Consider the following 24,759-nt stretch of genomic DNA (forward strand, 5'->3'; position numbering starts at 1 on the left):
ACGACATGAAGTACCTGATGTTCGTCTGCACCGACACCGAGCCGGACGCCGACCCGAGCGCGGCGCCGGACATCGAGCGGTGGGTGGCCGAGCGCGACGCCCGAGGTCAGCGCCTCGCGGGCGACCAGCTGGCCGCTCCGGACGCGGCCACGACGATCCGGGTCCGCAACGGCGAACTGCTCGTCACCGACGGCCCGTTCGCCGAGACCAAGGAGGTGATCGTGGGTTTCGACCTGCTGGAGTGCGCCGACCTGGACGAGGCGATCGAGGTCGCCCGCAACCACCCCATGGCGTACGAGGGCCGCATCGAGCTGCGCCCGTTCGCCGACCCGGACGCCTGACCCGGTGACCGACCCGTCCCGGGCGGTGGCCGACGCGACCAGGGAGTCCTTCGGGCGGATCGTGGCCGCGCTGATCCGGGTCACCGGCGACTGGACCCTCGCCGAGGACTGCGCCCAGGAGGCCCTGGCGCTGGCGCTGGAGCGTTGGCCCCGGGACGGTGTGCCCGCGAATCCGGGCGGCTGGCTGATGACGGTCGCCCGGAACCGGGCCGTCGACGTGCTGCGGCGCGCCGACACCGAACGTCGAAAGCTACGGGAGTTGGCGCTGCTCGGCGAGCAGGTGACACCCCCGCCCGACGCCGGGGAGGAGGATCTGGTGGACGACCGGCTGCGGCTCATCTTCACCTGCTGCCACCCGGCCCTGGCGCTGGAGGCACGGGTGGCGCTCACCCTGCGTACCGTCTGCGGGGTCACCACCGCCGACATCGCGCGCGCCTTCCTGGTCAGCGAGTCGACGATGACGCGGCGACTGACCCGCGCCAAGACGAAGATCGCACAGGCCCGCATCCCGTACCGGGTGCCGGAGGGCCCGATGCTCGTGGAGCGGCTGCCCGGCGTGCTGGCCGTGCTCTACCTGCTCTTCACTCGGGGCTACGACGTCGACGGCGAGCCGGCCTTCGCCGACGAGGCGATCCGGCTGGCCCGGCTGGTCGACCGGCTGCTGCCCGGGCAGCCGGAGGTCGCCGGGCTGCTCGCGCTCTGCCTGCTGCAGCACTCCCGTCGCGCCGCGCGGCGCGACGCCGCGGGTGACCTGGTCACTCTCGACCGGCAGGACCGCTCCCGCTGGGACCACGCCGCCATCGCCGAGGGGCTCGCGACGCTGACCCGCGCGGGGACGGCGGGGCCGTACGCCCTCCAGGCGCGCATCGCCGCCTGCCACGCCACCGCCCGGGACAGCGCGGAGACCGACTGGACGGCCATCGCCGGCTGGTACGACCGGCTCGCCGAGCGGCAGCCGTCACCGGTGGTGCGGCTGAACCGGGCGGTGGCGCACGGCTTCGCGTACGGGCCGGCGAGCGGGTTGGCGCTGCTCGCCCAGGCCCGCGCCGGCGGGGTCCTCGACGGGTACCCGTCGGCGGTCGCCGTGGAGGCCGAGCTGACCGCCCGTGGAGGCGACCCGGTCGGCGCCGCGTCCCTGTTCCGGCGGGCCGCCGCGCTGAGCGCCGCACCGGCCGAGCGCCGGGCGTTGGCCGCCCGGGCGGACGAGCTGACCCGGGGCGGGACGTGACCGCCCGGCCGGTCAGGCTCCGACGAGTCGCAGGTGGCGTCGCTGGCGCAGCCGGACCGCGGCGGCCACGGCCACGGCCACGGTGAGCGCGACGGCGAACGCGACGCCCTGGGTGAGCCCGCGGGTGAGGTAGCCGCCGTCGGTGTGGTCGATCGCGTACGTGCCGATCTCGCGGCTGAACCAGAACGGCAGCGCCCGGGAGGCGGTGTCGGCCGGGTCCATCACCATCTGCAGGCCGACCACGGTCAGCAGCACCAGCGTCCCCTCCAGTTCCCGGGGCAGCACCGCGCTGAGCAGCAGGCCGAACGGGGCGGCCACCGCGACCATCAGCGCCATGATGAGGGCGATCGCGCCGTAGCGGACGTCGTGCTGGTCGACGAGGATGAGCACGTAGTACGGCACGGAGAGCAGCACGCCGACCGTCCACAGGGCGAGCAGGCGACCGGCCACCAGGTGGCCGCTGCGGTAGCCGGAGAGCCGCAGCCGGGGTTCCATCCCCCGGGCCGCGCTGCCGGCGAAGAGGGCGGCGGTGCTGAGCGCCCAGCCCAGACCGAGGCAGACGAAGCGGATGGACTGGCCGAGGTGGTCGCCCCGGCGGCTGAGGTAGAAGGCCAGCGGCAGCAGCAGGAGGATCACCAGCACGGAGCGGCGGCGCAGCAGTTCCCGCAGGGCGCTCTCGGCCACGACGAGAATCTTGGTCATGCGCGGTGCTCCCGGACGCCGGTCAGGTCGAGCACGAGGTCGACGCGGTCGATTTGGTTGAGCAGGTGGGTGACGACGACGATCGCCTTGCCGGCGTCGCGCCACCGCCACACCTCGTGCCAGAAGTCGAGGTAGGTGCCCCGGTCGAAGCCCTGGTATGGCTCGTCGAGCAGCAGCACGTCCGGCTCGCCGAGGCGGGCGAGGACGAGGTTGAGTTTCTGCCGGGTGCCGCCGGAGAGGTGCCGCGCCTGGGTGCCGCCCGACGGGGTCCAGTCGAGGGCGGCGGCCCCGGAGCGGCCGGCCCGGCGGGCGGCCCCGCGGGTGAGCCCGCGGCCCGCGCCGACCAGCACGAAGTGCTCGTCGGGGTCGAGGAACTCGGCGGTGCCGCCGTCCTGGGGGCAGTAGCCGAGGGTGCCGTGGACGTCCACGGTGCCCGCGTCGGGGCTGACGATGCCGGCGCAGATGCGCAGGAAGGTGCTCTTGCCGGCGCCGTTCGCGCCGACCACGGCGGCGATCTGCCCGGCGCGGACGGTGAGGTCGACCCGGTCGAGCACGGTCCGCCCCCGGTAGCGCTTGCTGATGCCCCGCGCGGTCAGCCGTACCGGGCCGGGCTGGCGTCGCGGCGGGCGCTGGTCGGGCCCGCCGAGGCTGTCGGCGACCGCCCGGGCGTACGCCTCCGGCGGGCCGAAGACCCGCAGCGGCGGTTCCCCGCTCTCGGCCAGGTGGGTGGCCGCCTCGGCGACCACGTGGCCGGTCAGATCGGGCCCCACCCCGTGCCGGCGCAGTTCGCCGGTGAGGGCGGCGAGCCAGGCGTCGTGGTTCACCGCATCGGCTCCTCGCTCATTATCGCGCCCACGCTCGCGGCGAAGGCGGTCCAGTCGGTGGCGGCCGTGCGCAGCGCCGTGCTGCCGGCCGGGCTGATCCGGTAGTACTTGCGGGCGGGGCCGGTCTCGCCCTCGCGCCAGTGGGCAGTGACCAGGCCGGAGCGCTGCAACCGCAGCAGCACCGGGTAGAGCGTGCCGCCCTGCACGGTGCCGAGCCCGTGGGCCCGCAGCGCCTGGGACAGCTCGTAGCCGTACGACTCGCCCCGGCTCAGCAGCGCGAGCACGCAGAGGTCGAGGACGCCGCGCAGCCACTGCGCCCGTCGCTCCTGGTCCATCGCGCCCCTACCGCGAGCGCGCGGCGCGCGGCGCGCGAGAGATCATGGACGGACCATAGTGCGGCAACCTAGATAGCGCAACAACCTAGTTGGCAGCGGGCTGGTCCACCGGGCAGGCGTACGCGGTCCGCGCGCCCAGCTCCCAGCGGCGCACCGGCACGCCGCACCGTCGGCACGTCTCCCGCTTGTACACCCAGCGCTCGTCGGGCCGGTCCGGGTCACTGACCACCTGGCCGGCGTCCCGCCCCAGCGCCAGGTACCGCACCGCCAGGTCCCACAGCCGACGGGCGACATCCGGACCGGGCCGGCGCGTGTCCGGGTCGAGACCGGCGAGGAAGAGCAGCTCCGCGCGCCAGGCGTTGCCGATGCCCGCCCAGATCGACTGGTCGAGCACGGCCGCGCCGACCGCGCCGCCGGTCGCGGCCAGCCGGCGTACCGCCTCGTCGGCGTCGGCGTCGGCCCGCAGCGGGTCGGGGCCGAGCGAGGCCCGCAGCGCGCGCACGCCGTCGTCCGGGAGCGGCTCGCAGCGGATCGGCGCGATCAGGTCGTACGCGACCGCGTCGGTGGCCAGCCGCAGTCGCACGCCCCCGCGCGGCGGCACGGCCGGATCGGCGTGGCGCAGGAAGAGGCCCCGCATGCCGAGGTGCACGTGCAGGGCCGGGCTGTCGTCGAAGTGGTAGAGCAGGTGCTTGCCGTACGCCTCGACCGCCCGCAGCGCGCGTCCCGCGTACGGGCCCGGGTCGAAGCGGCCCTGCGGGCTGGACAGCGCCGGCACGCGCCCGGCGAGCGCGGCGTCCTGCTCGCGCGCGTACCGGTGGATGAGGTGGCCCTCGGGCATGCCGGCGGGTACCCGGCGCCGCCCGTTTCACCCCCGGTGCCCGGGTTTCCGGCCCGTCACCGGGGAACTAAGGGACGGACGCGCCCGCACGATCAGCCCACCGGAGGGGATGCGAGATGACGGTCAACCCGGACGACCCGCTGCGCGAGCCGCCCGAGGCGGACGCGCTGGAGCAGCGCCAGACGGTGGTGGACGACTCGGCGCAGGACGTCACCCCGACGACCCCGCCGCTGGAGGCCAGCGACGCGGACGTCGCGGAGCAGGGCTCGCCGCCGGCCGGCGAGCAGGACCTGCGCACCGCCCTGCCCGAGGACGCGAACCCGGCGGACGCCCTCGAACAACGCGAGTCGATCATCCCGGACGACGAGGACCGCCGCCGCTGACGCCGGACCCCGGCGATCAGCGGGCCGCGGGCGCCCGGTAGAGGCGGCTGACCGTCTCGGCGACGCAGGCCGGTTTGCCGCCCGCGTCGGTCTCGACGACCACCGTGTTGACCACCTGCACCCCACCGTCCACGGGGGACACGTCGGCGAGGGTGGCCATGGCTCGTACGTGGCTGCCGACCCGGACCGGGGCGGGGAACCGCACCCGGTTGAGCCCGTAGTTGACGCCCATCCCCACCCCCTCGACCCGGTAGAGCGCGCCGACCAGCGCCGGCAGGAGGGAGAGCGTCAGGTAGCCGTGGGCGACGGTGCCGCCGAACGGACCGGCCGCGGCCCGCTCCGGGTCGACGTGGATCCACTGGTGGTCGTCGGTGGCGTCGGCGAACAGGTCGACCCGTTTCTGGTCGATCGGCTGCCAGGGGCCGGGGCCGACGGTCTCGCCGACCGCCGCGGCCAGCTCGTCGAGGGAGGCGAAGGTCCTCATGCCAGATGCCCGCCGATCTTCGTGTAGCCGCGCAGCAGGTCGCGGGAGATGATCAGGCGCTGCATCTCGTCGGTGCCCTCGAAGATCCGGTAGAGCCGGACCTGCCGGTACCAGCGCTCGACGGGCAACTCCCGGGTGTAGCCCATGCCGCCGTGGATCTGGAGCACCCGGTCCACCACCCGGTTGACCATGCCGGCGCCGTAGAGCTTCGCCATCGACGACGCGTGCCGGGGGTCCAGGCCCTGGTCCACCGTCCAGGCGGCGCGCAGGATGAGCCAGCGGGCCGCCTCCAGCTCGGTCTCCGAGTCGGCGATCATCCACTGGATCGCCTGGTTCTCGCCGATCGGTCGGCCGAAGGTCTCGCGGGTGTTGGCCTGGGCGATCGCCATGCCGAGGGCACGCTCGGCGATGCCGACGGCGTGCGAGGGGATCGTGTACCGCCCCTTGCCGATCCACTCCATGCCGAGCGCGAAGCCCTGCCCCGGCTCGCCGAGGATGTTGCGCGCGGGCACCCGGACGTCGTCGAAGACGAGCGACGCGGGGCCGCCCTCCCCCATGGTCTGGATGAACTCGGACCGCCAGCCCATCGCCCGGTCCACGAGGAAGGCGGTGGCGCCGCCCCGGCGGGCCCCCTTCTCCGGGTCGGTGACCGCGATGACGATCGCGAAGTCGGCCTCGTTGCCGCCGGTGATGAAGGTCTTCTCGCCGTTGAGCACCCAGTCGTCGCCGTCGCGGCGGGCGCTGAGCTTGATGTTGGCCGCGTCGGAGCCGGCGCCCGGCTCGGTGATCGCGAAGCAGCTCAGCCGCTCCCCCTCGATGGTGGGCAGCAGGTATTCCCGCTTCTGCTCCTCGTTGGCGTGGAACAGGATGTTGTCGGCCTCCCCGCCGAACCGGAACGGCACGAACGAGCGGCCGATCTCGGTCCAGATCAGGGACTGGGTGACGGCCGGCAGGTCCATGCCGCCGTACGCCTCGGGGGTGGCGAGCCCCCAGAAGCCGAACTTGCGCGCCTTCAGTTGCAGCTCCCGCAGCTCGCTGCGCTCGATGCCGGGCTGGTGGGCCCGCTCCCGCCGCAGCAGCTCCTGTTCCAGCGGCATGACCTCTCGGGCGATGAAGTCGCGCGCCGTGTCGCGGATGGCCCGTTGCTCATCGGATAGGGCGAAGTCCATGCGTTTAAACTAGCGGTGCAAGTTTATGTCCGTCCAGACCCCGGCTGTGGCAGAGTTCCGCAGGCGGACACCACGCGGAGGAGGATCCGGATGCCCCGGCCACGACAGGCGCTGCTCAGCCGGCAGCGGATCGTCGAGGCCGCCGCCGCGCTGATCGACGCCGAAGGGCTGGAGGGCTTCTCCACGCGCCGGCTCGCCGCCGAGCTCGGCGTGCGGGGGCCGTCCCTCTACAACCACTTCGCCACCAAGGACGAGATCCTCGACGCGGTCGCCGACAGCCTCACCGAGCAGGTCGACGTGTCGTTCTTCGGCCACGTCGACTGGCGCGAGGCGCTGCGCCGCTGGGGGCACTCCTACCGGGCCGCCCTCGCCGCGCACCCGAACATCGTGCCCTACCTGGCCCGCGGTCCCGGCCGGCGCCCGGCCGCACTGACCATGGCGGACGCGGTCTACGGCGGCCTGGTCGACGCGGGCTGGCCGCCCGCCCGGGCCACCCACATCGGCGCGCTGATGCGCTACTTCGTGGCCGGGTCGGCGCTGGGCTCGTTCGCCCGCGGCTTCGTGGAGGACCCGAGCCTCTACAGCGAGCAGTACCCGCACCTGACCCAGGCGCACCGGCTCGCCGAGCACCAGCAGCAGGTCGACGAGGGGGCGTTCGCGCTCGGCCTCGACGCGCTCATCGACGGGCTGTCGCACAGCTACGAGCGGCACGTCGGGCCGCTGCCGCCCCTCCCGCCGGACGCCGCCGCATACTAGGGTCGGTCCAAACTTGCACTGCTAGTTTCCGGGCGACGGACGTGAGGAACGCGATGGAACGCGCACGCACCGACCACTACCTCGACGGCCGCTGGGTCGCCGCCGCCGAACCGGCCGGCGGCACGGTGCACAACCCGGCCACCGAGGAGGTCCTCGCGACCGTACCGGCCGGCACCGCCGCCGAGGTCGACCGCGCGGTGACCGCCGCCCGGGCCGCCTTCGACGGCTGGGCCGCGACCCCACCGGCGCAGCGGGCCGCGCACCTGGACCGGCTGCACGCCGCGCTCTCCGAGCGGGCCGACGAGATCGCCCACACCGTCGCCCTGGAACTCGGCACGCCGCTGAAGCTGGCCACCCGGGTGCAGGTCGGGCTGCCGCTCACCGTGCTGCACAGCTACGTCGAGCTGGCCGCGCGCCCACCCGCGCCCGAGACCGTCGGCAACTCCACCGTGGTCCGTGAGCCGGTCGGCGTGGTCGGCGCGATCACGCCGTGGAACTATCCGCTGCACCAGGTGGTGGCGAAACTGGCACCGGCCCTCGCGGCCGGCTGCACGGTGGTGCTGAAGCCGAGCGAGTTGACCCCGCTGGTGTCGTACCTGCTGTTCGACGCGGTCCACGAGGCCGGCTTCCCGCCCGGCGTGGCCAACCTGGTCACCGGCACCGGCCCGCTGGTCGGCGCGTCCCTCGCCGCGCACCCGGAGGTCGACCTGGTCTCCTTCACCGGCTCCACCACGACCGGCCGGCGAATCGCCCACCTGGCCGCGGAGCGGATCGCCCGGGTGGCGCTCGAACTCGGCGGCAAGTCCGCCAACGTCGTCCTCGACGACGCGGACCTGGCGACCGCCGTCAAGGTCGGCGTGGGCAACGCCTTCCTCAACTCGGGGCAGACCTGCACGGCGTGGACCCGGATGCTGGTGCACCGGTCCTGCTACGACGAGGCGCTGGCGCTGGCCGCCAAGGCCGCCGCGGGCTACCGGTTGGGCGACCCGTTCGACCCGGGCACCCGGTTGGGCCCCCTGGTGTCGGCGGCGCAGCGCGACCGGGTCCGCGCTCACATCGACCGCGGGTTGGCCGACGGCGGGCGGCTGGTCGCCGGCGGGCCGGACGCGCCGGTGCCCGACCGGGGCTGGTTCGTCGCGCCCACCGTGATCGCCGACGTCGACCCGGACAGCGCGCTCGCGCAGGAGGAGGTCTTCGGCCCGGTGCTCGCGGTGATCCCGGTCGACGACGACGACCACGCCGTCTCGGTGGCCAACAACTCGCGCTACGGGCTGGCCGGGGCGGTCTGGTCGGCCGACGAGGACCGGGCGCTGCGGGTCGCCCGACGGATGCGCACCGGCGCGGTCGACATCAACGGCGCGCCGTTCAACCCGCTCGCCCCGTTCGGCGGCTACAAGCAGTCCGGCATCGGCCGGGAGCTGGGCCGGTACGGTCTCGACGAATACCTGCAGACCAAGGCGATCCAGCGGTGAGGGCGCTGGTCGTCCGCGCGGTCGGCGCGCCGCCGCTGGTCGAGGAGGTCACGCTGCCGGCGCCGGGACCGGGCGAGGTGCGCGTCGGCGTCCGCGCCGCCGGGGTCTGCCACTCCGATCTGTCCATGGTGGACGGCACTCTCGCCGCGCCGTACCCGCTGGCGCTCGGGCACGAGGCGGCGGGCGTGGTGACCGAGGTCGGCGCGGACGTGACCCGGGTCGCGCCCGGCGCCCACGTGGTGCTGAACTGGGCGCCGCCGTGCCGGGACTGCTGGCACTGCGGGCACGGCGAGCCGTGGCTCTGCGTCCGCGGCGGAACCCCCGCCGCCGCCCGGGGCCGGACGGCCACCGGGGAGCAGCTGCACGTCACGCTGGGTCTCGGCGCCCTCGCCGACGAGGTCGTGGTGCCCGAGGCGGCGGTGATCCCGGTCCCCGCCGAGCTGCCGTTCGAGGCCGCCGCGCTGCTCGGGTGCGCCGTGCTCACCGGCGTCGGCGCCGTCCGCCGGACGGCCCGCGTCGCCCCGGGCGAGTCGGTCGCCGTGGTCGGCGTCGGCGGGGTGGGGCTGTCGGTGGTCGGTGCCGCCCGGGCCGCCGGCGCCGACCCCGTGCTGGCCGTGGACGTCTCCCCGGCCAAGGCGCCGCTGGCGCTCGCGGCCGGCGCCACCGAGTTCCTGCTCGCCGACGACACCCTCAGCCGCGCGGTCCGCGAACGCACCGGTGGGCGGGGCGTGGACCACGCCTTCGAGTGCGTGGGGCGGGGTGCGACGATCCGCACCGCCTGGCGGGCGGCACGGCGCGGCGGGCAGGTGACCGTGGTGGGCATGGGCGCCCGCGACGACGTGGTCCCGCTCACCGCGCTGGAGATCTTCCACTCGGCCCGCACCCTCCGCTCGTCGGTCTACGGCTCGTCCGACCCCGACCGGGATCTGCCGGAGCTGGCCCGGGCGGTGCTCGACGGCACCCTCGACCTCGCCCCGTTGATCACCGATCGCACCACTCTGGACGGCGCGCCGGAGGCGTTCGCGCGGATGGCCCGGGGCGAGGGCGCCCGCACCGTCGTCGTGCCCTGACCGGGTAGCGGCGCCCCGACTACGTCAGGGCGCGCGCCAGCTCGGTGCGGGAGCGGACGCCGAGGCGATGGAAGATGTTGCGCAGGTGGTGGTCGACCGTGCGGGTGGAGAGGAACATCCGGGCGGCGACCTCCCGGTTGGTGGCGCCCTCGGCGACCAGCCGCGCGATCCGCAGCTGCTGCCCGGTCAGCAGTCGCGCCGCGGCCGGGTCGGGCACACCCACCGACTCGCCGGCCGCCCGCAGCTCGGCCGTGGCCTGCTCGGCCCAGGCGGTCGCGCCGAGCAGGGTGAACGTGCCCCAGGCGTCGTGTAGGTGCGCCCGCGCGTCCCGGGGGCGCCGGCCCCGGCGCAGCTCCCGGCCGAACAGCAGGGCGGTGCGCGCCCGTTCGAACGGGCCGGCCTCCGCCGGGTGCGTCCGCAGCGCCGTTCGGAACGCGTCCTCCGCCTCCGCGCTGCCCCGCGGCGCGAGCAGGGCGTGGCAGCGGGCCGACAGGGCGCGCCGCGTCGGGCTGGCGGTGCTGCTGGCCCACCGGTCGAAGACGGCGAGCGCAGCGGTGGCCGCCGCGCGGTGCGCCTGGTGGGCGGCGGCCTCCACCAGATACGGGGTGGCCATCACCTGGACCAGGATCTGACCCCGGCCGCTGCCGGGCTGGGCCAGGGACGCGAGCCGGTCGGCGGCCTCGGCGTGCCGGCCGTCGACCAGGTCGAGCACGGCCAGGGCCCAGGCGGCGAGCGCGTGCGGGCGGCTGCCGGGCGCCGGCTCGGGGCGCATCTCCCGGATCCGGCGCAGGCTGGTCTCCCGGTCGGCCCGGACGGCGGCGAGCACGGCGAGCATGCCCAGGTGGACGTCGACCCAGTTGGCCTGGCCGGTCGCCCGGGCGAGCCGCAGCCCGTCCCGGGAGGTCTCCGCGGCCGCCTCGTGCCGGCCCAGCCAGTACTCGGCGATCGCCCGCAGCTCCAGCGCCCGGGGCAGCGCGGACAGTTCGCCGGAGGCCCGGGCCAGAGTGACGGCGCGGTCGGCGAGCCGGTACGCGGCGCCGTCCACGGCCACGAGCAGGCCGGCCGAGGCGGCCCAGGTCAACGCCGACGGGGTGAGCGCCGGGCCGGTGAGCTGCCCACCGAGCACGACGACGCGGCGCAGCGCCGGTCCGGCCCGCTCGTGGTCGCCGCGCAGGGTAGCGGCCACCCCGGCGAGGTGGGCGGTGAGCAGCGCGGTGGCCGGTCCGTCGCCGACGCGGGTCAGTGGGCGGGCCCGCCGGGCGAGGTCCGCGTACCGGTACTGCTCCCCCGCGAAGCACGCCGCCTCACCCGCGCGGGCCAGCGCGGCCAGGGCGAGCTGCCGGTCACCGTCGGCCAGCGCGTCCGCCGCGGCGCGCAGCGGGGACGCCGCCGCCGGTACGCGACCGCAGCGCAGCTCGACCTCGCCGCGCAGGAGTTCGGCCCGGGCCGCCACGACGGGCGGGACCGGGCCGGCGGCGAGGCCCGCCAGCAGCCGCCGGGTGCGGGGCACCGCGCCGGCCCACCAGGCGTAGCGGGCGGCGGTGATCCGTCGGTCCACGGCGAGGGTGTGGTCGTCGGTGAGGTCGGCGGCCCGTTCCAGGGCGGCCGAGGCGGTGGCCCACCGGTGGTCTGCCGGCGCGTCCACCGCCGGCCCGGGCTCGGCGCGCACCGCCGCCGTCACCGCCTCCACCAGCTCCGTCGCGAGCCGCGGATCCGGCCCGACCACGGTCTGCGCCCGGTGCAGCGCGCGGCGCAGCCGCTGACCGTCGGTGAGGACGTCGGCCAGCAGAAGGTGCGCCGCGCGCCGGTCGCCCAGCGGCGCGGTGGCGACGACCACGGCCCGCGCCAGCCGGTGCGGGAAGGTGATCTTGTCGTCCGCCACCCGCACCAGGCCGGCGACCTCGGCCGGGGCGAGGGCGGCGATGGTCGTACCGCCCGCCGTGGCGGCCCGCACCAGGGTCCGCGGGTCGCCGCCCTCGTCGAGCGCGGCGAGCAGCACGACCCGGCGGGTGTCGTCGGGCAACTGGTCCAGTCGCGCCCGGTACGCGCGCCCCAGCGCCCCGTCGACCGGCGGCGCCCCGGGCGGCGGCTCGTCGCCGCGGCACTGCTCCGGGGTGACGGTCGCGGCCAGGTCGACCAGGGCCTGCGGGTTGCCGCCGGCGGCAACGGTGAGCGCCGCCGACACCCACGGGGCCGGTGGCTCGGGCAGCCGGTCGGCCAGCAGGGCCGCGGCGTCCCGTTCGCCGAGGGGCAGCAGCGGGTGGCTCGGCAGCCCGGCGGGCGGGGCACCCGCCTGGGTGACCAGCACGGCGATCGGCAGCCGGTCCAGCCGGCGCGCGACGAACGTGAGGACCTGTGCGCTCGCCCGGTCACCCCGGTCGAGGTCGTCCACGGTGCACAGCAGGGGGCGCTCTCGGGCGACGGTGGCGAGCAGCCGCAGCACGGCCAGGCCGAGCGCCAGCCGGCGCTGCGGCGGACAGCCGGCGCCGGCCAGGGCCCGGCGCAGCAGGCGGGCCTGCGGGGCGGGCAGCGCGGCGGCGTGGTCGAGCACGGGGTCGAGGAGCCGCTGCAGGCCGGCGTACGGCAGGCCCGCCTCCTCGACGAGCCCGGCCCCGGCGAGGACGGTGAAGCCCGTGGCGTGCCGGTGCGCGTGGTCGACCAGGGTGCTGCGGCCGGATCCCGGCTCGCCGTGCAGCACCAGGGCACCACCGGAGGTGGCCACCTCGTCGAGGAGCCGACGTACGGCGCGGAGTTCCTCGTCCCGACCGCGGATCACGGTTATTTGCACTCTTGATGCACTAACCATGCATTCAGTGTCACCTATCGGTAACCGGTTGGAAAGAGGCGACGACGGATCCGCGGAGGGCCATCGCCTGCGGCTCGCCCGCCCGGCCGGGAGGGCTTCCTCGGCCGACGGACCCCGTCCGCCGACACCCCGGTCAGCCGGGCGCGACCTCGGTCAGGAGCGCGCCCACGGTGCGGGACATCACCGCGCGCGCGGCGTCCACGCCCAACCCGAGGCCGTCGCGGAGCATCGACCAGGCGGGCCACATGCTCGCCGCGACGATCGCGTCCACCAGCTGCTTGCGTCCCGCGCCGGCCGCCGCCAACTCGACGGCGAAGAGGTGCTCGACCTCGTCGCGCACCCGGGCGACGTGGACGAGCCGGTTGCGGTGCAGCTGGTCGGAGACCGGCTCGCGCATCTGGGCGGCGCGCGCCGACGGGGCGATGAGCTGCAGCAGCCGGGCCCGTTGCCGGCAGTACGCGTCGACCCGCCGAGCCAGCGGCAGGGTCGGCGAGATCGGCCGGTGCGCGGCGTCCTGCTGCCGCAGCACCTCCGCGCCGCTGGCCTCGAAGAGGGTCTCCATGTCCTTGAAGTTGGTCCACAGGGTGCGCAGGGAGACGCCGGCCCGCTCGGCGATCCGCTCACCGGTCGGCCGAAGGTCGCCCTCGGAGATCAGGGCGAGGTGCGCCTCGACGATCGCCGCCCGGGTGCGTTCGGCGCGGGCGGTCCGCCCGTCGATCCGCACCGGCGCCTCCGCCCCGCTCATCCGCCTTCGCCCTCTCACCATCGCCGCGGCCCCTCCACGGGCATCGGCGAGTCTAGACGCGCGCCGATCAGCGGCGGTGGGGCGCCGGGCGGGGTCACCGGGCGGCACGTCCGGTCGCGGCGGCGCGGGCCGCCGGAGCAACCCGCCGAGTATGTACATTCACAGTGCAGATAGTAGGAGCGTGGTCACGGCCGGGTCAACGGCGACGCACACGACCGGGCCCGGTCACGGCGGCACTGCCGTGACCGGGCCCGGTGATCGGGTGTCGCCGATCAGGTGGTGGGTACGCCGTTGGCCGGCGGGGCCACCGGCGCGGTGGCGTACTCGTTCACCGGCCCGTCCGCCTCGTCGGTCTCGTACGTCGGCCCGAAGTAGCTCTGCACTCCCCCGCTGACCCGGGTCAGGCGCTGCCCGCCGTAGCCGGAGTGGTCGGTGGCGGAGAACCGCAGCGGCGCCAGGCCGGGGCCCTGGAAGCCCCCCTTGGCGACCGCGTCGAGCACCGACTCGCGGGTGAGGTCCTTGCCGGCGGCGAGCAGCACCTGCACGAAGAGGTAGCCGACGGCCATGCCGTAGACGGTGTTGCCGTCGAACGGGGCGTCGCCGTTGTGCTCCTTGTTGATCCGGGTGAAGAGCTGGATCCACGGGTTGGCGGTGTCGTTCTGCATCGGCAGGTAGTTGGTGCCGATCATGCCCTCCAGCAGCGGCGCGGCCTCGCCGAGCTGCTTGGCGAGGGTGGGGTGGTCGGCGCCCACGTTGGAGACCAGCCACTGCGGCCGGAAGCCGAGGCGGGCGGCCGTGCCGATGGACAGCGCGGTGAAGCCCGGCACGGTGGCGAGGATGACCACCTGACACCCGGCCGACTTGAACGCGCCGATCTGCGGCGCCACGTTGGTGTTGCTGGTGACGTACGTCTGCTTGACCGCCACCGCCGCCGTGCCGAGCACCTTCTCCACACCGGCGAGACTATCCCGGCCGAAGTCGTCGTCCTGGCCGAGGAAGCAGACCTTCTGGCCGGCCAGGTTGGTCTTCACGTGCTGGGCGAGGATCTTGCCCTCGACGGTGTAGTCCGGGTTGAAGCCGAACGTGCCGGGATACTTGTCGGGCTGGTCCCAGCTGCGGCTGCCGGAGGCGACGAAGAGGTCCGGCACCCGGTTGGTCTTGAGGAAGTCCAGCACACCGCTGTGGGTCGGGGTGCCCAGTCCGTTGAGGATCGCGAACACCCGGTCCTGGAGGACGAGCTGGCGGACGACCTGCTGGGTGTTCGCCGGGTTGTAGCCGTCGTCCATGATCTTGTAGGTGATCTTCCGGCCGTGCACGCCGCCGTTGGCGTTCACGAAGTCGAAGTACGCCTTCGTCGCCGGCGCGATCTTGGAGTAACCGGCCGAGGCCGGCCCGGTGAGCGGCATGTGGGTGCCGACCACGATCTCCGTGTCGGTGACGCCGGGCACGGCCCCGCGTCCGGTGCCGGAGCCGCCGCCGTCATCGCCGCAACCGACGGCGGCGACGAGCAGGGCCATGGTGGTGGCGATCGCGAGACCGCCGCGTGCGAAACGGTGCATGAGGACACCGGCCTTTCCTCTGTGGAGGGTGGTGGTGGGGTGGCACGCCCGGCCGGGGAGCCGGACCGGGAAGTCAGGAACGCCGCACCGGCCAGCGGGCGAGCAGCGCACGGCCGAGCCGGGCCAGCGCCCCCTGCACGCCGCCGGGCGCCGCGATCATGACGACGATCAGGGTGACGCCGAAGATCGCCAGCGGAAGGTTCCCCTCCAGCCGCTGCGCCGCCGAGGGTGAGAGGGTGAGCTGCTCGGTCACCGCGTGACTCAGGTCGGGCAACGCGACCAGCAGCACCGCGCCCCACACCGCGCCGGCCAGCCGCCCGAGACCGCCGATCACCACGGCCATCAGCAGGAACAACGACAGGGTCAACGAGAACGCGCCCGGTGACACGCTCTGCGCGAGCACGGCGAGCAGCCCGCCGCCGAGCCCGGCGGTGGCCGCGCTCACCACGAACGCGACGACCTGCGTACGCGCCACGTGGATGCCGACGAGCCGGGCCGCCACCTCGTCGTCGCGGACCGCCCGGAACTCCCGGCCGTAGCGGCTGCGGACCAGGTTGGCCAGCAGCAGCATCGCCAGCAGGGCGCCCGCGGCGGCGATCCAGAGCTGCCAGCGCTCGTAGGGGAAGGTGGGGCCGAGCGCGAGCGGGGGCGGCTCGACCGGCACGGACAGACCCTGCTCGCCGTTGAAGACGCCGTCGAAGGTGACGGTCAGGGCCGGGACCACCACCGCGACGGCCAGCGTCACCCCGGCCAGGTACGGGCCGCGCAGCCGGGCGGCGGCCACCCCGACCACGGCGCCCACCACCACCGCGGCGAGCACCGCGACGCCGAGCGAGATGAACAGCAGCCAGCCGCCGGCCAGACCGTTGTCGTAGAAGGCGCCCTGGCAGAGGGCGACCGTGTACGCACCGGTGGCCATCAGGGCGCCGTGCCCGAGCGACAACTGACCGTTGAGGCCGGTCAGCACGGTGAGCCCGGCGGTGGCGCAGAGGTAGGCCGCCACGGTGGCGAGCTGGAAGTTGCGGAACGGCTCGACGGCGTAGCTCACCCCGAGCACCAGCAGCGCCACGACCGTCACGACGGCCAAGTGTCGCGGCAGCGTGCCGACCCGACGCCGCGCCGCCGGACGCGCCGGCGCGCTCGTCGTGTCCCGCGGCGGAGCGGCCGCCCCGGTGGCGCTCACACCCGCCTCGCCGCGACCGGGGCGAACAGCCCACCGGGACGGACCAGCAGCACCGCCAGCAGCAGGACCAGCACCGCGAGCGGAGTGAGGTCACTGCCGGCGTAGCCGCTGACGTACGAGAGCACCAGGCCGACCACCAGCCCACCCACCACCGCGCCCGGTGGGCTGTCCAGCCCGCCGACCACGGCCGCCGTGAACGCCGAGACGAAGACCAGGTCCATGGCGTGCGGGTGCAGCCCCAGCTCGGTCGGGATCACCAGCATCGCGGCGAGCGCGCCGACACCGGAGGCGAGCGCCCAGCCGAGCGTGAGCATGCCGCCCACGTTCACCCCGAGCAGACGGGAGACCTCGGGGGCGAACGCCGCGGCCCGCATCCGCAGGCCGACCGCGGTGCGGGCGAAGATCCAGGCGAGCGCGCCCACCACCACCGCGACCGTGCCGAAGACGAACAGGTCGTACGGCGACACGAGGGCGAACCCGCCGACCGTGAGCGCGCTGCGGGAGAACGGCGTCCCGGCGGGGCGGAACTCGCTGCCGTAGACCATTCCGAGCACCGCCTGGATCAACAGCACCAGCCCCAGGGCGACGATCACCGGGTTGAGCGGCGACGCGTGGTCGACGTGCCGCATCACCACCCGGTCGACCACGGCGCCGAGCACCAGCCCGGCGGCGAGCGCGGCCAGGAACCCCAACCAGTAGGAGCCGGTTGCGGTGGCGACGCTGTACGCCACGTAGGCGGCGGCGACGGCCATGGCCCCCTGGGCGAAGTTGACGACGCGGGCCGCCCGCCAGATGAGCACCAGGGCCAGCGCGAACGCGGCGTAGACCGCGCCCCGGGACAGGCCGTCCAGGGTGAGGAAGACGAAGCGGTCCAACGGTTCTCCCTCCGGCGGGGTCAGAATCCCAGGTAGGCGTGGCGAAGGTCGGCGTCGCCGCGCAGCCGCTGGGCCGGGCCGCTGGTGACGACCCGGCCGACGGACATCACGACGCCCTGGTCGGCAACGGCGAGCGCGCTGCGGACGTTCTGCTCGACCAGCAGCACGGTGAGGCCGGTGCGGTCCCGGAGCTGCCGCAGCAGCGCCATGGTCCGCGCGACCACCCGGGGTGCCAGGCCGAGGGACGGCTCGTCGAGCAGGAGCAGGCGGGGCCGCCCGACCAGCGCACGGCCGAGCGCGAGCATCTGCCGCTCGCCGCCGGAGAGCTGGTGCCCGAGATGGCGCCGGCGTCGCGCCAGCGGCTCGAACAGCTGGTAGACCTCGTCGAGGGCCCGCCCCGCGTCGGCCCGGTCGCGACGCCACAGCCCGCCGAGACGCAGGTTCTCGTCCACGGTGAGCTCGCCAATCACACCGCGTCCCTCCGGCACGTGCGCCATGCCCCGGCGGACGAGCTGCTCCACCGGCGTGCCGCGCAGGTCCTCACCGGCGAGCAGGACCTGGCCGGCCAGTGGGCGCAGCATGCCGGAGACCGCACGCAGCAGGGTCGTCTTGCCGGCGCCGTTGGCCCCGACGACGGCGGCGATGGTGCCCGACGGGACGGACAGGTCGACGGCGTGCAGCACCGGCGCGGCTCCGTAGCCCGCCACCAACCCGCGCACCTCCAACAGGTCGCTCATGTCAGCGCCTCGCTCCGCTCGACGGCGCCATGAGGCACGACCGCGCCGAGCCCCACGATTCGCTCGCTCCGCTCGCTCATGTCGCCGGCTCCTCGACGTCGGCGCCGAGGTAGGCCTCGGTGACGGCCGGGTCGTCCCGCACCTCGCCGGGGGTGCCCGCGGCGATCACCCGGCCGAAGTCGAGCACGACGAGCTCGTCGCACACGGCCATCACCAGGTCCATGTGGTGCTCGACCAGCAGCACCGCGCACGGGTCGAGGTCGCGCCGGGGCAGGTCCCGGATCAGCTCCGCCAGCTCGGCGATGTCGTCGGCGCCCAGCCCGCCGGCCGGCTCGTCGAGCAGCAGCAGCCGTGGTCGGGCGGCCAGCGCGCGGGCCAGGGCCACCCGCTGACGTACGGCGAAGGGGAGCGTGCCCGGCGCGGCGTCGGCGTGCTCGGCGATGCCGAGACCGTCGAGGACGTCGAGGGCGTGGCCGCGCAGCCGGGCCTCGTCGCGGTCGCTGCGGGGCAGGCCGAGCAGCGCGGGGAGGAAGCCGGCGCGAGCGGTGTGCGAGGCGCCCGCCATCACGTTCTCCAGGACGGTCAGCCCGGCGAAGAGCCCCGTGCCCTGGAGCGTGCGGGCGATGCCGAGCCGGGTGAGGCGGTGCGGCCGGGGGCGCAGGGGGCGTCCGTCCAGAGTGAGTGAACCCGACTCCGGCCGGAGGAAGCCGCAGACCACGTTGAACAGCGTGGTCTTGCCGGCACCGTTGGGGCCGATCACCCCCACCACCCGGCCGGGGGGCACTCGCAGCGAGACGTCGTCGAGGGCGGTGAGGCCTCCGAAACGCACCCCGACGTGGTGCAGAGCGAGCCCGTCGTCCATCACCCATCCCTCGGTCGTGGCGGGTGTTATTTACACTCGCAGTGTACATTTATGGGTTGGCGCGTCAATACCTTCGATGTCCCGGCGACGCGCCGCACGGCGGGGCGGTCGCCGCGGCGACCGCCCCGCCGTCGCCGTCAGGCGCTGGGGCAGGTGTTGCGATACTCCTCGATCGCCAGGCCGCTCGGCCCGGGGCACAGGAACTGCTCGTAGCGCGTGTCGTCGTCGACGAAACGCTTGAGCCAGGCCACCATCTGCCGGGCGGTCGGCGTGTTGACCGTCTGCGGGAAGAAGTGGCTGGCCCCGTTGAGCTCCAGGTACGCCTTCTCCGCCGACGCCGGGATGGAGCTGTAGAACAACTCGGAGTGCGTGGCGACCGGGGCGACCGAGTCCGACTCGCCGCCGATGATCAGGGTCGGCACGCGGACGTCGGACCAGGTCTTGTCCAGGTTCCACGGCGCGAGCGGCACGGCGGCCTGCAGCGAGGGCCGGCTGACCGCCGCCTCCAGGCTGCCGCCGCCGCCCATCGAGTGACCGGCCACGGCGAGCCGGTTGCCGTCGATCCGGGTACGCACCGCGCTGCGCTGCACGAGGTAGTCGAGCGCGGCGAGCAGTTGCCGGCCCCGGCTGTCCGGCTGGTCGAGCCGGGTGTTGGTCTCGATACCGATCACCACGAAGCCGTGCGAGGCGATGCGGGGGCCCAGCCAGCTGATGCTGGACCAGGCGGCCGTGTAGCCGGGCGAGATGGCGATGGCGCCGAACGTGCCCTGGCTGGTGTCGGTCGGGTAGTAGATGACGCCGCCGCCGAAGCCGGTGACGCTCAGCGAGGAGACGCTCTGCGAGGCGGTGGCGAACGGGCCGCTCGAGGCCTCCAGCAGCGCGACGGTCGGGGCCGGCCCACGCTCGTACGGGTTGGCGGCCTGCGCGGCGCCGGCCGGCACGGCGACCGCGCCGGCCACGGCCAGGGTGGCGGCCACGGCGAGGCGGGCCACGCGGCCGGCGATCAGACGGGGGCGGGTGGTGGTGGGTGATGACACGTCGGCACTCCCTAGGGGTCGGGACAGATCGACGTGGATCAGTCTTTGACGCATCCCTGGGGTACCGCATCGGCGAAATCACCGGTCCCCGCGTCGGGGACACGCCGTGGCGTCAGCGCACGACGGTGGGCGCGCCGAAGCGCACCGGCACGCCCGGCGACCAGAGCACGCTCACCGGCTCCGTCGGCGGGGCGTGCGGTCGGGACGCCCGCGAGGGGGATCAGCGGTCGATCCGGCTCGGTCGGACCGGCCGGTCGATAGCGTGGCAGGTGGCCCGGACCGGTCCCGGCCCTGCCGGGCCGAAGGAGGAGGCCCCCCGGTGACGTCGCTTCCGCTCCCCCGCATCCTGCGCCGGCGCGGCGAGCCCGGCTACCCGACGTTCCTGGAACTCTTCTTCGACCTGGTCTACATCTTCCTGCTGTCCCGGCTCGCCGCCGGGCTGGCCAACGACCTGACCGTCCGGGGTGCGGCGCAGACCGCCGTGCTCCTGGCGGCCGGCTGGTGGGTCTGGGTGCTGACCGCGTGGCTCACCGACCTGTTCGACCCACGCCTGCCGATCATCCAGGCCACCGTCCTGACGGTCATGTTCGGCACCCTGCTGATGGCGATCGCGGTCCCCCGGGCCTTCAGCGGTGACGGCTGGCTGTTCGTCGCCGCGTACTTCGGAATCCACCTGGTGCGCGACGCCGTGCTCATCCCCGGCACGCGGGTGAACCCGCCGATCCAGGCCCGCAGCGTCCGGGTGTTCTTCTGGTTCTGCGTGACCGCCACCCCGTGGATCGTCGGGGTGTTCCTGGAGGGCGACGCCCGGCTGGCGGTGTGGGCGCTGGCGGTGGCCGTCGACCTCGGCTCGGCCCGGCTCGGCTGGCCGACGCCGCGGCTGGGGCGTACGCAGCTGGCCAGCCAGATCTTCACCGGCACCCACCTCTACGAGCGGCACCGGGCGATCTTCATCATCGCGCTGGGTGAACTGGTCCTCGCCGCGGGTCGCGGGCTCGCCCTCGGTGAGATCGGAGCCGACCGGATGGCGGCGAGCGCGCTCGGGTTCGTCGGCGCGGTCCTGCTGTTCCTGCTCTACTTCCAGCACGTACGGCGACTGGTCGCGCCGGCCGTCATGGTGGTCGAGCGGGTCCGGTCCGGCACCTCCACCTCGTACACCCATCTGGTCATGGTCGCCGGGGTGCTGGCGATGTCGGCGGGCGTCTCGCTGGTCACCGGCCGGGTCTCGGCTCCGACGCCGGTCGGCTGGGCCGTGTTGATCCTCGGCGGTCCCGCGCTGTTCCTTCTCGGCAGCACGATGTTCCACATCGTCGTCACCGGTCGGCTGCCCTGGACCCGGACGGCGGGCGTGCTGCTCCTGGCGGCGCTGGTGCCGGCGGCTGTCGCGTTGCCACCGCTGGGCGCGCAGGTCCTGGCGGACCTGGCTCTCCTGCTGGTCCTGCTCGCCGAGATGTGGGCGCCCCGGCTCGTTCCGTCCCGGGCGGCCGCGCCGGCCCGCTGAGCCCCAAAGCCGTAGGCGTCCCGCCGCCGCACGTCAGCCGGGCTCGGGTGGCCGGGGTGCCCGCGCGTGGTGCCGGGTGCTGTACAGGTTCGCCCCGGCGATGAGCAGCAGCACGCTCATCGCGAGCGCGGTGACCCCGATCGGCGGCAGCCGGGTCCCGACCGGGGTCAGGGCGGCGAGCAGCGCGAGCCCGACGATCCGGGATCGGGAGACCCGGGCGAACACCGTGTAGTCGAGCACGCCGCGGCCGACCAGGAAGAGGGCCGGCGCGCCGAGGATCACCGCGGCCCAGGACGGTGGGGTCGGCCCGAGCGGGCGCGCGAGCACCAGATGGGCGGTGGCCGCGACGCCGATGATGCCGGCCACCATGATCAGATGGGTGCCCGCCGTGAACTCGGTGAGCCGTGACGGGGTCGCCGACCGGGCGATCGCGTCGGTCAGGAGCTCGCCCGCGCGGTAGATGTAGATCCGCCACATGAGCACCAGGCCGGTGAACATCACCAACAGAGCGGCGCCGCGTTCCACCGTGTGCTCGTTCAGGCTGAACATGGTTCCGATGATGAAGATCGCCGCGCCGAGGGCGATGATGACGAACTGTCGGTACCGCTCCGCGACCCGCTCGCCGACGAGCCGCCACTGCCGCGGATTGGCCCGCCCGAGGCCGGGCGTCGGCCAGCCGAGCCAGGCCCCGGCGTACTCGGCCGTGATGGTCGCCCCCCAGATGGCGAGTTGCGCGGGGCCGCCGATCAGCGCGCCGGCCACCCATCCGACGGAGAGCAGGGCGTACCAGGCGAGGATGCGTCCGCTGCGCCCGGGCTCGGAGGGGCTCCGGTCCAGTAGCAGGTAGTAGCTCGAAGTGCCGAGGTGAATGGCCAGGTAGGCGGCGGCGAACAGCAGGGCGCGCTCGCCGTACGCCTCCGGTGCGGCGGCCGCCAACAGCAGGCTGGCCGCCGCGACGGCCATGAACTGCACCTGGACCAGCGGTCGGGACAGGTCGAGGATGTCCGCCGCCCAGGTCGTGATGGCCCAGACGAGGCTGAACGGGAACAGCAGGAGGAGCGTTCCGACCAGGCCGGTCCACGTGAGGTTCCCGACGAAGGTGTCCGCGAGGGTGATCAGCGCGAAGACGTAGGCCAGGTCGAAGAAGAGCTCGAGGAACGCGGGGCGTCCGCGCTCCTCGGCGGTGGACTCCGCCGCCCCGGCGTCACCCCCTGCTGCCATCGCCATCGCGCCCACCCGGCCCGCGCTCCACCGTCCTCGCCGACCTTACGGTCTGGGGCAGGCCAAGAGGCCTACCATCCATTTCTTACAGTGGCATAGCCGGGGATTTTCAAAGAGTAGTCGGAGTATTGCGGTCTTGTGACGGCGGCTGGCATGATGGCCGTCAATTCCCTCCTACCCCCGAAGGAGCGGTCCCCATGGCGCTCAGCCGCCGCACCCTCATCGGATCCGCGGCGGCCGGGTCCGCGGCCGTCGCGCTCCCCGATCTCGTGCCCTCCCTCGCCCGCCCCGCCGCGGCGGCCAGCCCACCCGGCGACGTCGTCGGAAAGATCACCGTCGGTTACCAGGGGTGGTTCAGCTGCCCCGGCGACGGCGCACCGATCGGCGGCTGGTGGCACTGGAGCCGCGACCGCTTCCAGCCGCCCTCACCGGCCAACACCACGATCATCTCCTGGCCCGACATACGCGAGTACGCGCACGGCTACTCCACCGCCTACCCCAACCTCGGCAACGGCCAGCCCGCCCAGCTCTTCTCGTCGTACGACCAGCAGACGGTCGACACCCACTTCCGGTGGATGCAGGAGTACGGCTGTGACACCGCCGCGCTGCAGCGGTTCAACCCGTTCGGCGACGAGGGGCCCACCCGCGACGCGATGACGGTGAAGGTCCGCAGCGCCGCCGAGCGGTTCGGACGCAAGTTCTACATCATGTACGACGTCACCGACTGGACGGCGATGCAGTCCCAGATCAAACAGGACTGGACGACGAAGATGTCGGCGCACACGGCGTCACCCGCGTACGCCCGGCAGAACGGCAAGCCGGTGGTCTGCATCTGGGGCTTCGGTTTCGCCGAACCCAGCCGCCCGTTCACCCCGGAACCCTGCCTCGACGTCGTCAACTGGTTCAAGGCCCAGGGCTGCTACGTCATCGGTGGTGTGCCGACGCACTGGCGGCGGGGGGTCGAGGACTCCCGGCCCGGCTTCTCCGAGGTCTACCACGCCTTCCACATGATCTCCCCCTGGATGATCTGGCGGACCACCACGCTCCAGGGGCTGGACGACTACTACACCAACGTCAACGTCCCCGACCTGGCCGACTGCGCCGCACACGGCATCGACTACCAGCCGTGCGTCATGCCGGGCGACCTGTCCGCCGGGCACCGGCGGCACGGCGACTTCTACTGGCGGCACCTCTACAACATGATCCGCCTCGGCTCGCAGGGCCTCTACGTCTCGATGTTCGACGAGTTCAACGAGGGCAACCAGATCGCCAAGACCAGCGAGACGCAGGCGACCACGCCGGCCGGTGCCGGCATCCGGGCGCTCGACGAGGACGGCACGGCCTGCTCGGCCGACTACTACCTGCGCATCACCGCCGACGGCGGCCGGATGCTCAAGGGCCAGATCCCGCTCACGGCCGTCCGCCCGACGCCGCCCGTGCTCGACGGCGGTCCTCCGCCGAGCGGCAACCTGGCCGCCGGCCGTCCCACCACGGCGAGCAGCCAGAACGGGCCGTTCGTCGCCGGCAACGCCGTCGACGGCGACCGGGGCAGCTACTGGGAGGGCACCAACAGCGCCTTCCCCCAGTGGTGGCAGGTCGACCTGGGCGCCGCCCACCCGGTCACCCGCCTGGTCCTCGCCCTGCCCGCCGGCTGGGAGGCGCGGACCCAGACGCTGTCGGTGCAGGGCAGCACCGACGGCGGCTCGTTCGTCACCCTGGCCGGGTCAGCCGGCGTCCGGTTCGACCCCGCCACCGGTAACACCGCCACCGTCACCGTGCCGGGCACCGCGGTCCGCCACGTCCGCGTCACCATCAGCGGCAACACCGCCTGGCCCGCCGCCCAACTCGCCCAGGTCGAGGTGTACGCGGCCACCGGCACCGCCACCCCGCCGACCGTCCCGGGCGGGCTCACGGTCACCGGGAAGAGCGCCACCAGCGTCTCACTGGGGTGGACCGCCTCGACCGACGCCGATGGGATCGCCGGCTACCAGGTCATTCGGGCCGGCCAGACGGTCGCCTCGGTCACCGGCACCTCGGCCACCGTCGCCGGGTTGAGCCCCGCCACCGCGTACACCTTCACCGTGGTCGCGATGGACACGACCGGCGCGGCGTCGTCGCCGTCGAACGCCGTCACCGTGACCACCGACCCGGCCCCGCAGGGTGACCTGGCCCGGGGCCGGCCGACCGCGGAGAGCAGCCACACCCAGTCGTACGGCAGCGGCAACGTGGTCGACGGCAACCCCGACACCTACTGGGAGAGCGCCAACAACGCCTTCCCGCAGTGGGTGCAGGTGGACCTCGGCTCGGCCGTCACCGTGGGGCGGGTCGTGCTGCGGCTGCCCCCGTCGGCCGCCTGGCAGACCCGGACGCAGACGCTCTCCGTCGAACGCAGCACGGACGGCGCCACCTGGAGCACGGCGGTCGCCCCGGCGGGCCGGGTGTTCGACCCGGCGAGCGGCAACCAGGTGACCCTGACCTTCACCGCGGTGCCCAGCCGGTACGTGCGGATCCGCTTCACCGGCAACACCGGCTGGCCCGCCGGGCAGCTGTCCCAGCTCGAGGTCCACGCCGCCTGACCGCGGCCGGTCGGGGTCCCCGGCCCGCCGCCGCACGACCCACCACCAGACAGAG

At 74.4% G+C, this 24,759-nt stretch carries 23 protein-coding genes; 8 read left to right on the forward strand and 15 right to left on the reverse strand.

Annotation, left to right across the window (positions count from 1 at the left end):
- The first annotated feature begins 5 nt into the window (after positions 1 to 5).
- Both ACIBTV_RS15520 and ACIBTV_RS15525 read left to right on the forward strand, forming a co-directional pair.
- On the forward strand, positions 6 to 341 hold the full coding sequence (locus ACIBTV_RS15520; RefSeq protein WP_396705259.1) for a YciI family protein: 336 nt from the start codon (positions 6 to 8) through the stop codon (positions 339 to 341).
- 4 nt (positions 342 to 345) lie between these two features.
- Positions 346 to 1,569: an RNA polymerase sigma factor gene (locus ACIBTV_RS15525; protein ID WP_396705260.1), complete on the forward strand. Its 1,224-nt coding sequence runs from the start codon at positions 346 to 348 to the stop codon at positions 1,567 to 1,569.
- Positions 1,570 to 1,581: 12 nt separating this feature from the next.
- On the opposite strand, the gene ACIBTV_RS15530 is transcribed toward ACIBTV_RS15525, so the two are convergent.
- The 4 genes from ACIBTV_RS15530 to ACIBTV_RS15545 all read right to left on the reverse strand — a co-directional run bounded on the left by ACIBTV_RS15530 (position 1,582) and on the right by ACIBTV_RS15545 (position 4,268).
- Complete coding sequence (locus ACIBTV_RS15530) at positions 1,582 to 2,271, reverse strand: hypothetical protein (RefSeq protein ID WP_396705261.1); 690 nt, start codon at positions 2,269 to 2,271, stop codon at positions 1,582 to 1,584.
- The gene (locus ACIBTV_RS15535) at positions 2,268 to 3,095 is read right to left on the reverse strand and encodes an ATP-binding cassette domain-containing protein (RefSeq protein ID WP_396705263.1); all 828 of its coding nucleotides are present in this window, start codon (positions 3,093 to 3,095) and stop codon (positions 2,268 to 2,270) included. The genes ACIBTV_RS15530 and ACIBTV_RS15535 overlap by 4 nt, the downstream gene beginning before the upstream one ends.
- Positions 3,092 to 3,430 (reverse strand): PadR family transcriptional regulator, encoded by a 339-nt coding sequence (locus tag ACIBTV_RS15540; protein ID WP_396705265.1) that lies wholly within the window; start codon positions 3,428 to 3,430, stop codon positions 3,092 to 3,094. The genes ACIBTV_RS15535 and ACIBTV_RS15540 overlap by 4 nt, the downstream gene beginning before the upstream one ends.
- 85 nt (positions 3,431 to 3,515) lie before the next feature.
- A complete protein-coding gene (locus tag ACIBTV_RS15545) occupies positions 3,516 to 4,268 on the reverse strand; it encodes a DNA-formamidopyrimidine glycosylase family protein (RefSeq protein WP_396705267.1) in 753 nt (250 codons plus the stop codon).
- Positions 4,269 to 4,384: 116 nt separating this feature from the next.
- On the opposite strand from ACIBTV_RS15545, the gene ACIBTV_RS15550 reads away from it, so the two are divergent.
- Positions 4,385 to 4,651 carry a hypothetical protein gene (locus ACIBTV_RS15550; RefSeq protein WP_396705270.1) on the forward strand — a complete coding sequence of 89 codons (267 nt, stop codon included), beginning with the start codon at positions 4,385 to 4,387 and terminating at the stop codon, positions 4,649 to 4,651.
- A 16-nt stretch (positions 4,652 to 4,667) separates the two neighbouring features.
- On the opposite strand, the gene ACIBTV_RS15555 is transcribed toward ACIBTV_RS15550, so the two are convergent.
- Both ACIBTV_RS15555 and ACIBTV_RS15560 read right to left on the reverse strand, forming a co-directional pair.
- Complete coding sequence (locus ACIBTV_RS15555; RefSeq protein ID WP_396705273.1) at positions 4,668 to 5,135, reverse strand: MaoC family dehydratase; 468 nt, start codon at positions 5,133 to 5,135, stop codon at positions 4,668 to 4,670.
- On the reverse strand, positions 5,132 to 6,304 hold the full coding sequence (locus tag ACIBTV_RS15560; RefSeq protein WP_396705274.1) for an acyl-CoA dehydrogenase family protein: 1,173 nt from the start codon (positions 6,302 to 6,304) through the stop codon (positions 5,132 to 5,134). The genes ACIBTV_RS15555 and ACIBTV_RS15560 overlap by 4 nt, the downstream gene beginning before the upstream one ends.
- Positions 6,305 to 6,394: 90 nt before the next feature.
- On the opposite strand from ACIBTV_RS15560, the gene ACIBTV_RS15565 reads away from it, so the two are divergent.
- Genes ACIBTV_RS15565 through ACIBTV_RS15575 form a run of 3 tightly spaced genes read left to right on the forward strand, consistent with a single transcriptional unit; the run spans position 6,395 to position 9,602 of the window.
- Positions 6,395 to 7,060, forward strand: coding sequence for a TetR/AcrR family transcriptional regulator (locus ACIBTV_RS15565; RefSeq protein WP_396705276.1), 666 nt, complete (start codon positions 6,395 to 6,397; stop codon positions 7,058 to 7,060).
- A 53-nt stretch (positions 7,061 to 7,113) separates the two neighbouring features.
- Positions 7,114 to 8,532 carry an aldehyde dehydrogenase family protein gene (locus tag ACIBTV_RS15570; protein ID WP_396705278.1) on the forward strand — a complete coding sequence of 473 codons (1,419 nt, stop codon included), beginning with the start codon at positions 7,114 to 7,116 and terminating at the stop codon, positions 8,530 to 8,532.
- Positions 8,529 to 9,602: an alcohol dehydrogenase catalytic domain-containing protein gene (locus tag ACIBTV_RS15575; protein ID WP_396705280.1), complete on the forward strand. Its 1,074-nt coding sequence runs from the start codon at positions 8,529 to 8,531 to the stop codon at positions 9,600 to 9,602. The genes ACIBTV_RS15570 and ACIBTV_RS15575 overlap by 4 nt, the downstream gene beginning before the upstream one ends.
- A 19-nt stretch (positions 9,603 to 9,621) precedes the next feature.
- Here the strand turns inward: ACIBTV_RS15575 and ACIBTV_RS15580 are convergent, their stop codons facing one another.
- From ACIBTV_RS15580 to ACIBTV_RS15615, 8 genes are all read right to left on the reverse strand, one after another.
- Positions 9,622 to 12,378 carry an AAA family ATPase gene (locus ACIBTV_RS15580; RefSeq protein ID WP_396705282.1) on the reverse strand — a complete coding sequence of 919 codons (2,757 nt, stop codon included), beginning with the start codon at positions 12,376 to 12,378 and terminating at the stop codon, positions 9,622 to 9,624.
- A gap of 163 nt (positions 12,379 to 12,541) precedes the next feature.
- The gene (locus ACIBTV_RS15585; RefSeq protein ID WP_396705284.1) at positions 12,542 to 13,153 is read right to left on the reverse strand and encodes a TetR/AcrR family transcriptional regulator; all 612 of its coding nucleotides are present in this window, start codon (positions 13,151 to 13,153) and stop codon (positions 12,542 to 12,544) included.
- Between the two features lie 272 nt (positions 13,154 to 13,425).
- The gene (locus tag ACIBTV_RS15590; RefSeq protein WP_396705286.1) at positions 13,426 to 14,712 is read right to left on the reverse strand and encodes an ABC transporter substrate-binding protein; all 1,287 of its coding nucleotides are present in this window, start codon (positions 14,710 to 14,712) and stop codon (positions 13,426 to 13,428) included.
- Positions 14,713 to 14,785: 73 nt separating this feature from the next.
- Positions 14,786 to 15,895 (reverse strand): branched-chain amino acid ABC transporter permease, encoded by a 1,110-nt coding sequence (locus ACIBTV_RS15595; protein ID WP_396705288.1) that lies wholly within the window; start codon positions 15,893 to 15,895, stop codon positions 14,786 to 14,788.
- On the reverse strand, positions 15,892 to 16,770 hold the full coding sequence (locus ACIBTV_RS15600) for a branched-chain amino acid ABC transporter permease (RefSeq protein WP_396705290.1): 879 nt from the start codon (positions 16,768 to 16,770) through the stop codon (positions 15,892 to 15,894). The genes ACIBTV_RS15595 and ACIBTV_RS15600 overlap by 4 nt, the downstream gene beginning before the upstream one ends.
- Positions 16,771 to 16,790: 20 nt before the next feature.
- Positions 16,791 to 17,507: an ABC transporter ATP-binding protein gene (locus ACIBTV_RS15605; protein WP_396705292.1), complete on the reverse strand. Its 717-nt coding sequence runs from the start codon at positions 17,505 to 17,507 to the stop codon at positions 16,791 to 16,793.
- Positions 17,508 to 17,583: 76 nt separating this feature from the next.
- A complete protein-coding gene (locus tag ACIBTV_RS15610; RefSeq protein ID WP_396705294.1) occupies positions 17,584 to 18,369 on the reverse strand; it encodes an ABC transporter ATP-binding protein in 786 nt (261 codons plus the stop codon).
- 137 nt (positions 18,370 to 18,506) lie between these two features.
- A complete protein-coding gene (locus ACIBTV_RS15615; RefSeq protein WP_396705296.1) occupies positions 18,507 to 19,406 on the reverse strand; it encodes an alpha/beta hydrolase family protein in 900 nt (299 codons plus the stop codon).
- 319 nt (positions 19,407 to 19,725) lie between these two features.
- Between ACIBTV_RS15615 and ACIBTV_RS15620 the strand changes: the two genes are divergently transcribed.
- Complete coding sequence (locus ACIBTV_RS15620) at positions 19,726 to 20,907, forward strand: low temperature requirement protein A (RefSeq protein ID WP_396705298.1); 1,182 nt, start codon at positions 19,726 to 19,728, stop codon at positions 20,905 to 20,907.
- Positions 20,908 to 20,940: 33 nt separating this feature from the next.
- Here ACIBTV_RS15620 and ACIBTV_RS15625 read toward each other — a convergent pair whose 3' ends face one another.
- The gene (locus ACIBTV_RS15625) at positions 20,941 to 22,134 is read right to left on the reverse strand and encodes a low temperature requirement protein A (RefSeq protein WP_396705300.1); all 1,194 of its coding nucleotides are present in this window, start codon (positions 22,132 to 22,134) and stop codon (positions 20,941 to 20,943) included.
- Between the two features lie 191 nt (positions 22,135 to 22,325).
- Between ACIBTV_RS15625 and ACIBTV_RS15630 the strand changes: the two genes are divergently transcribed.
- A complete protein-coding gene (locus ACIBTV_RS15630; protein ID WP_396705302.1) occupies positions 22,326 to 24,704 on the forward strand; it encodes a discoidin domain-containing protein in 2,379 nt (792 codons plus the stop codon).
- The last annotated feature ends 55 nt before the right edge of the window (positions 24,705 to 24,759 follow it).

Source organism: Micromonospora sp. NPDC049366, from assembly GCF_044466625.1.
Classification (GTDB): Bacteria; Actinomycetota; Actinomycetes; order Mycobacteriales; family Micromonosporaceae; genus Micromonospora.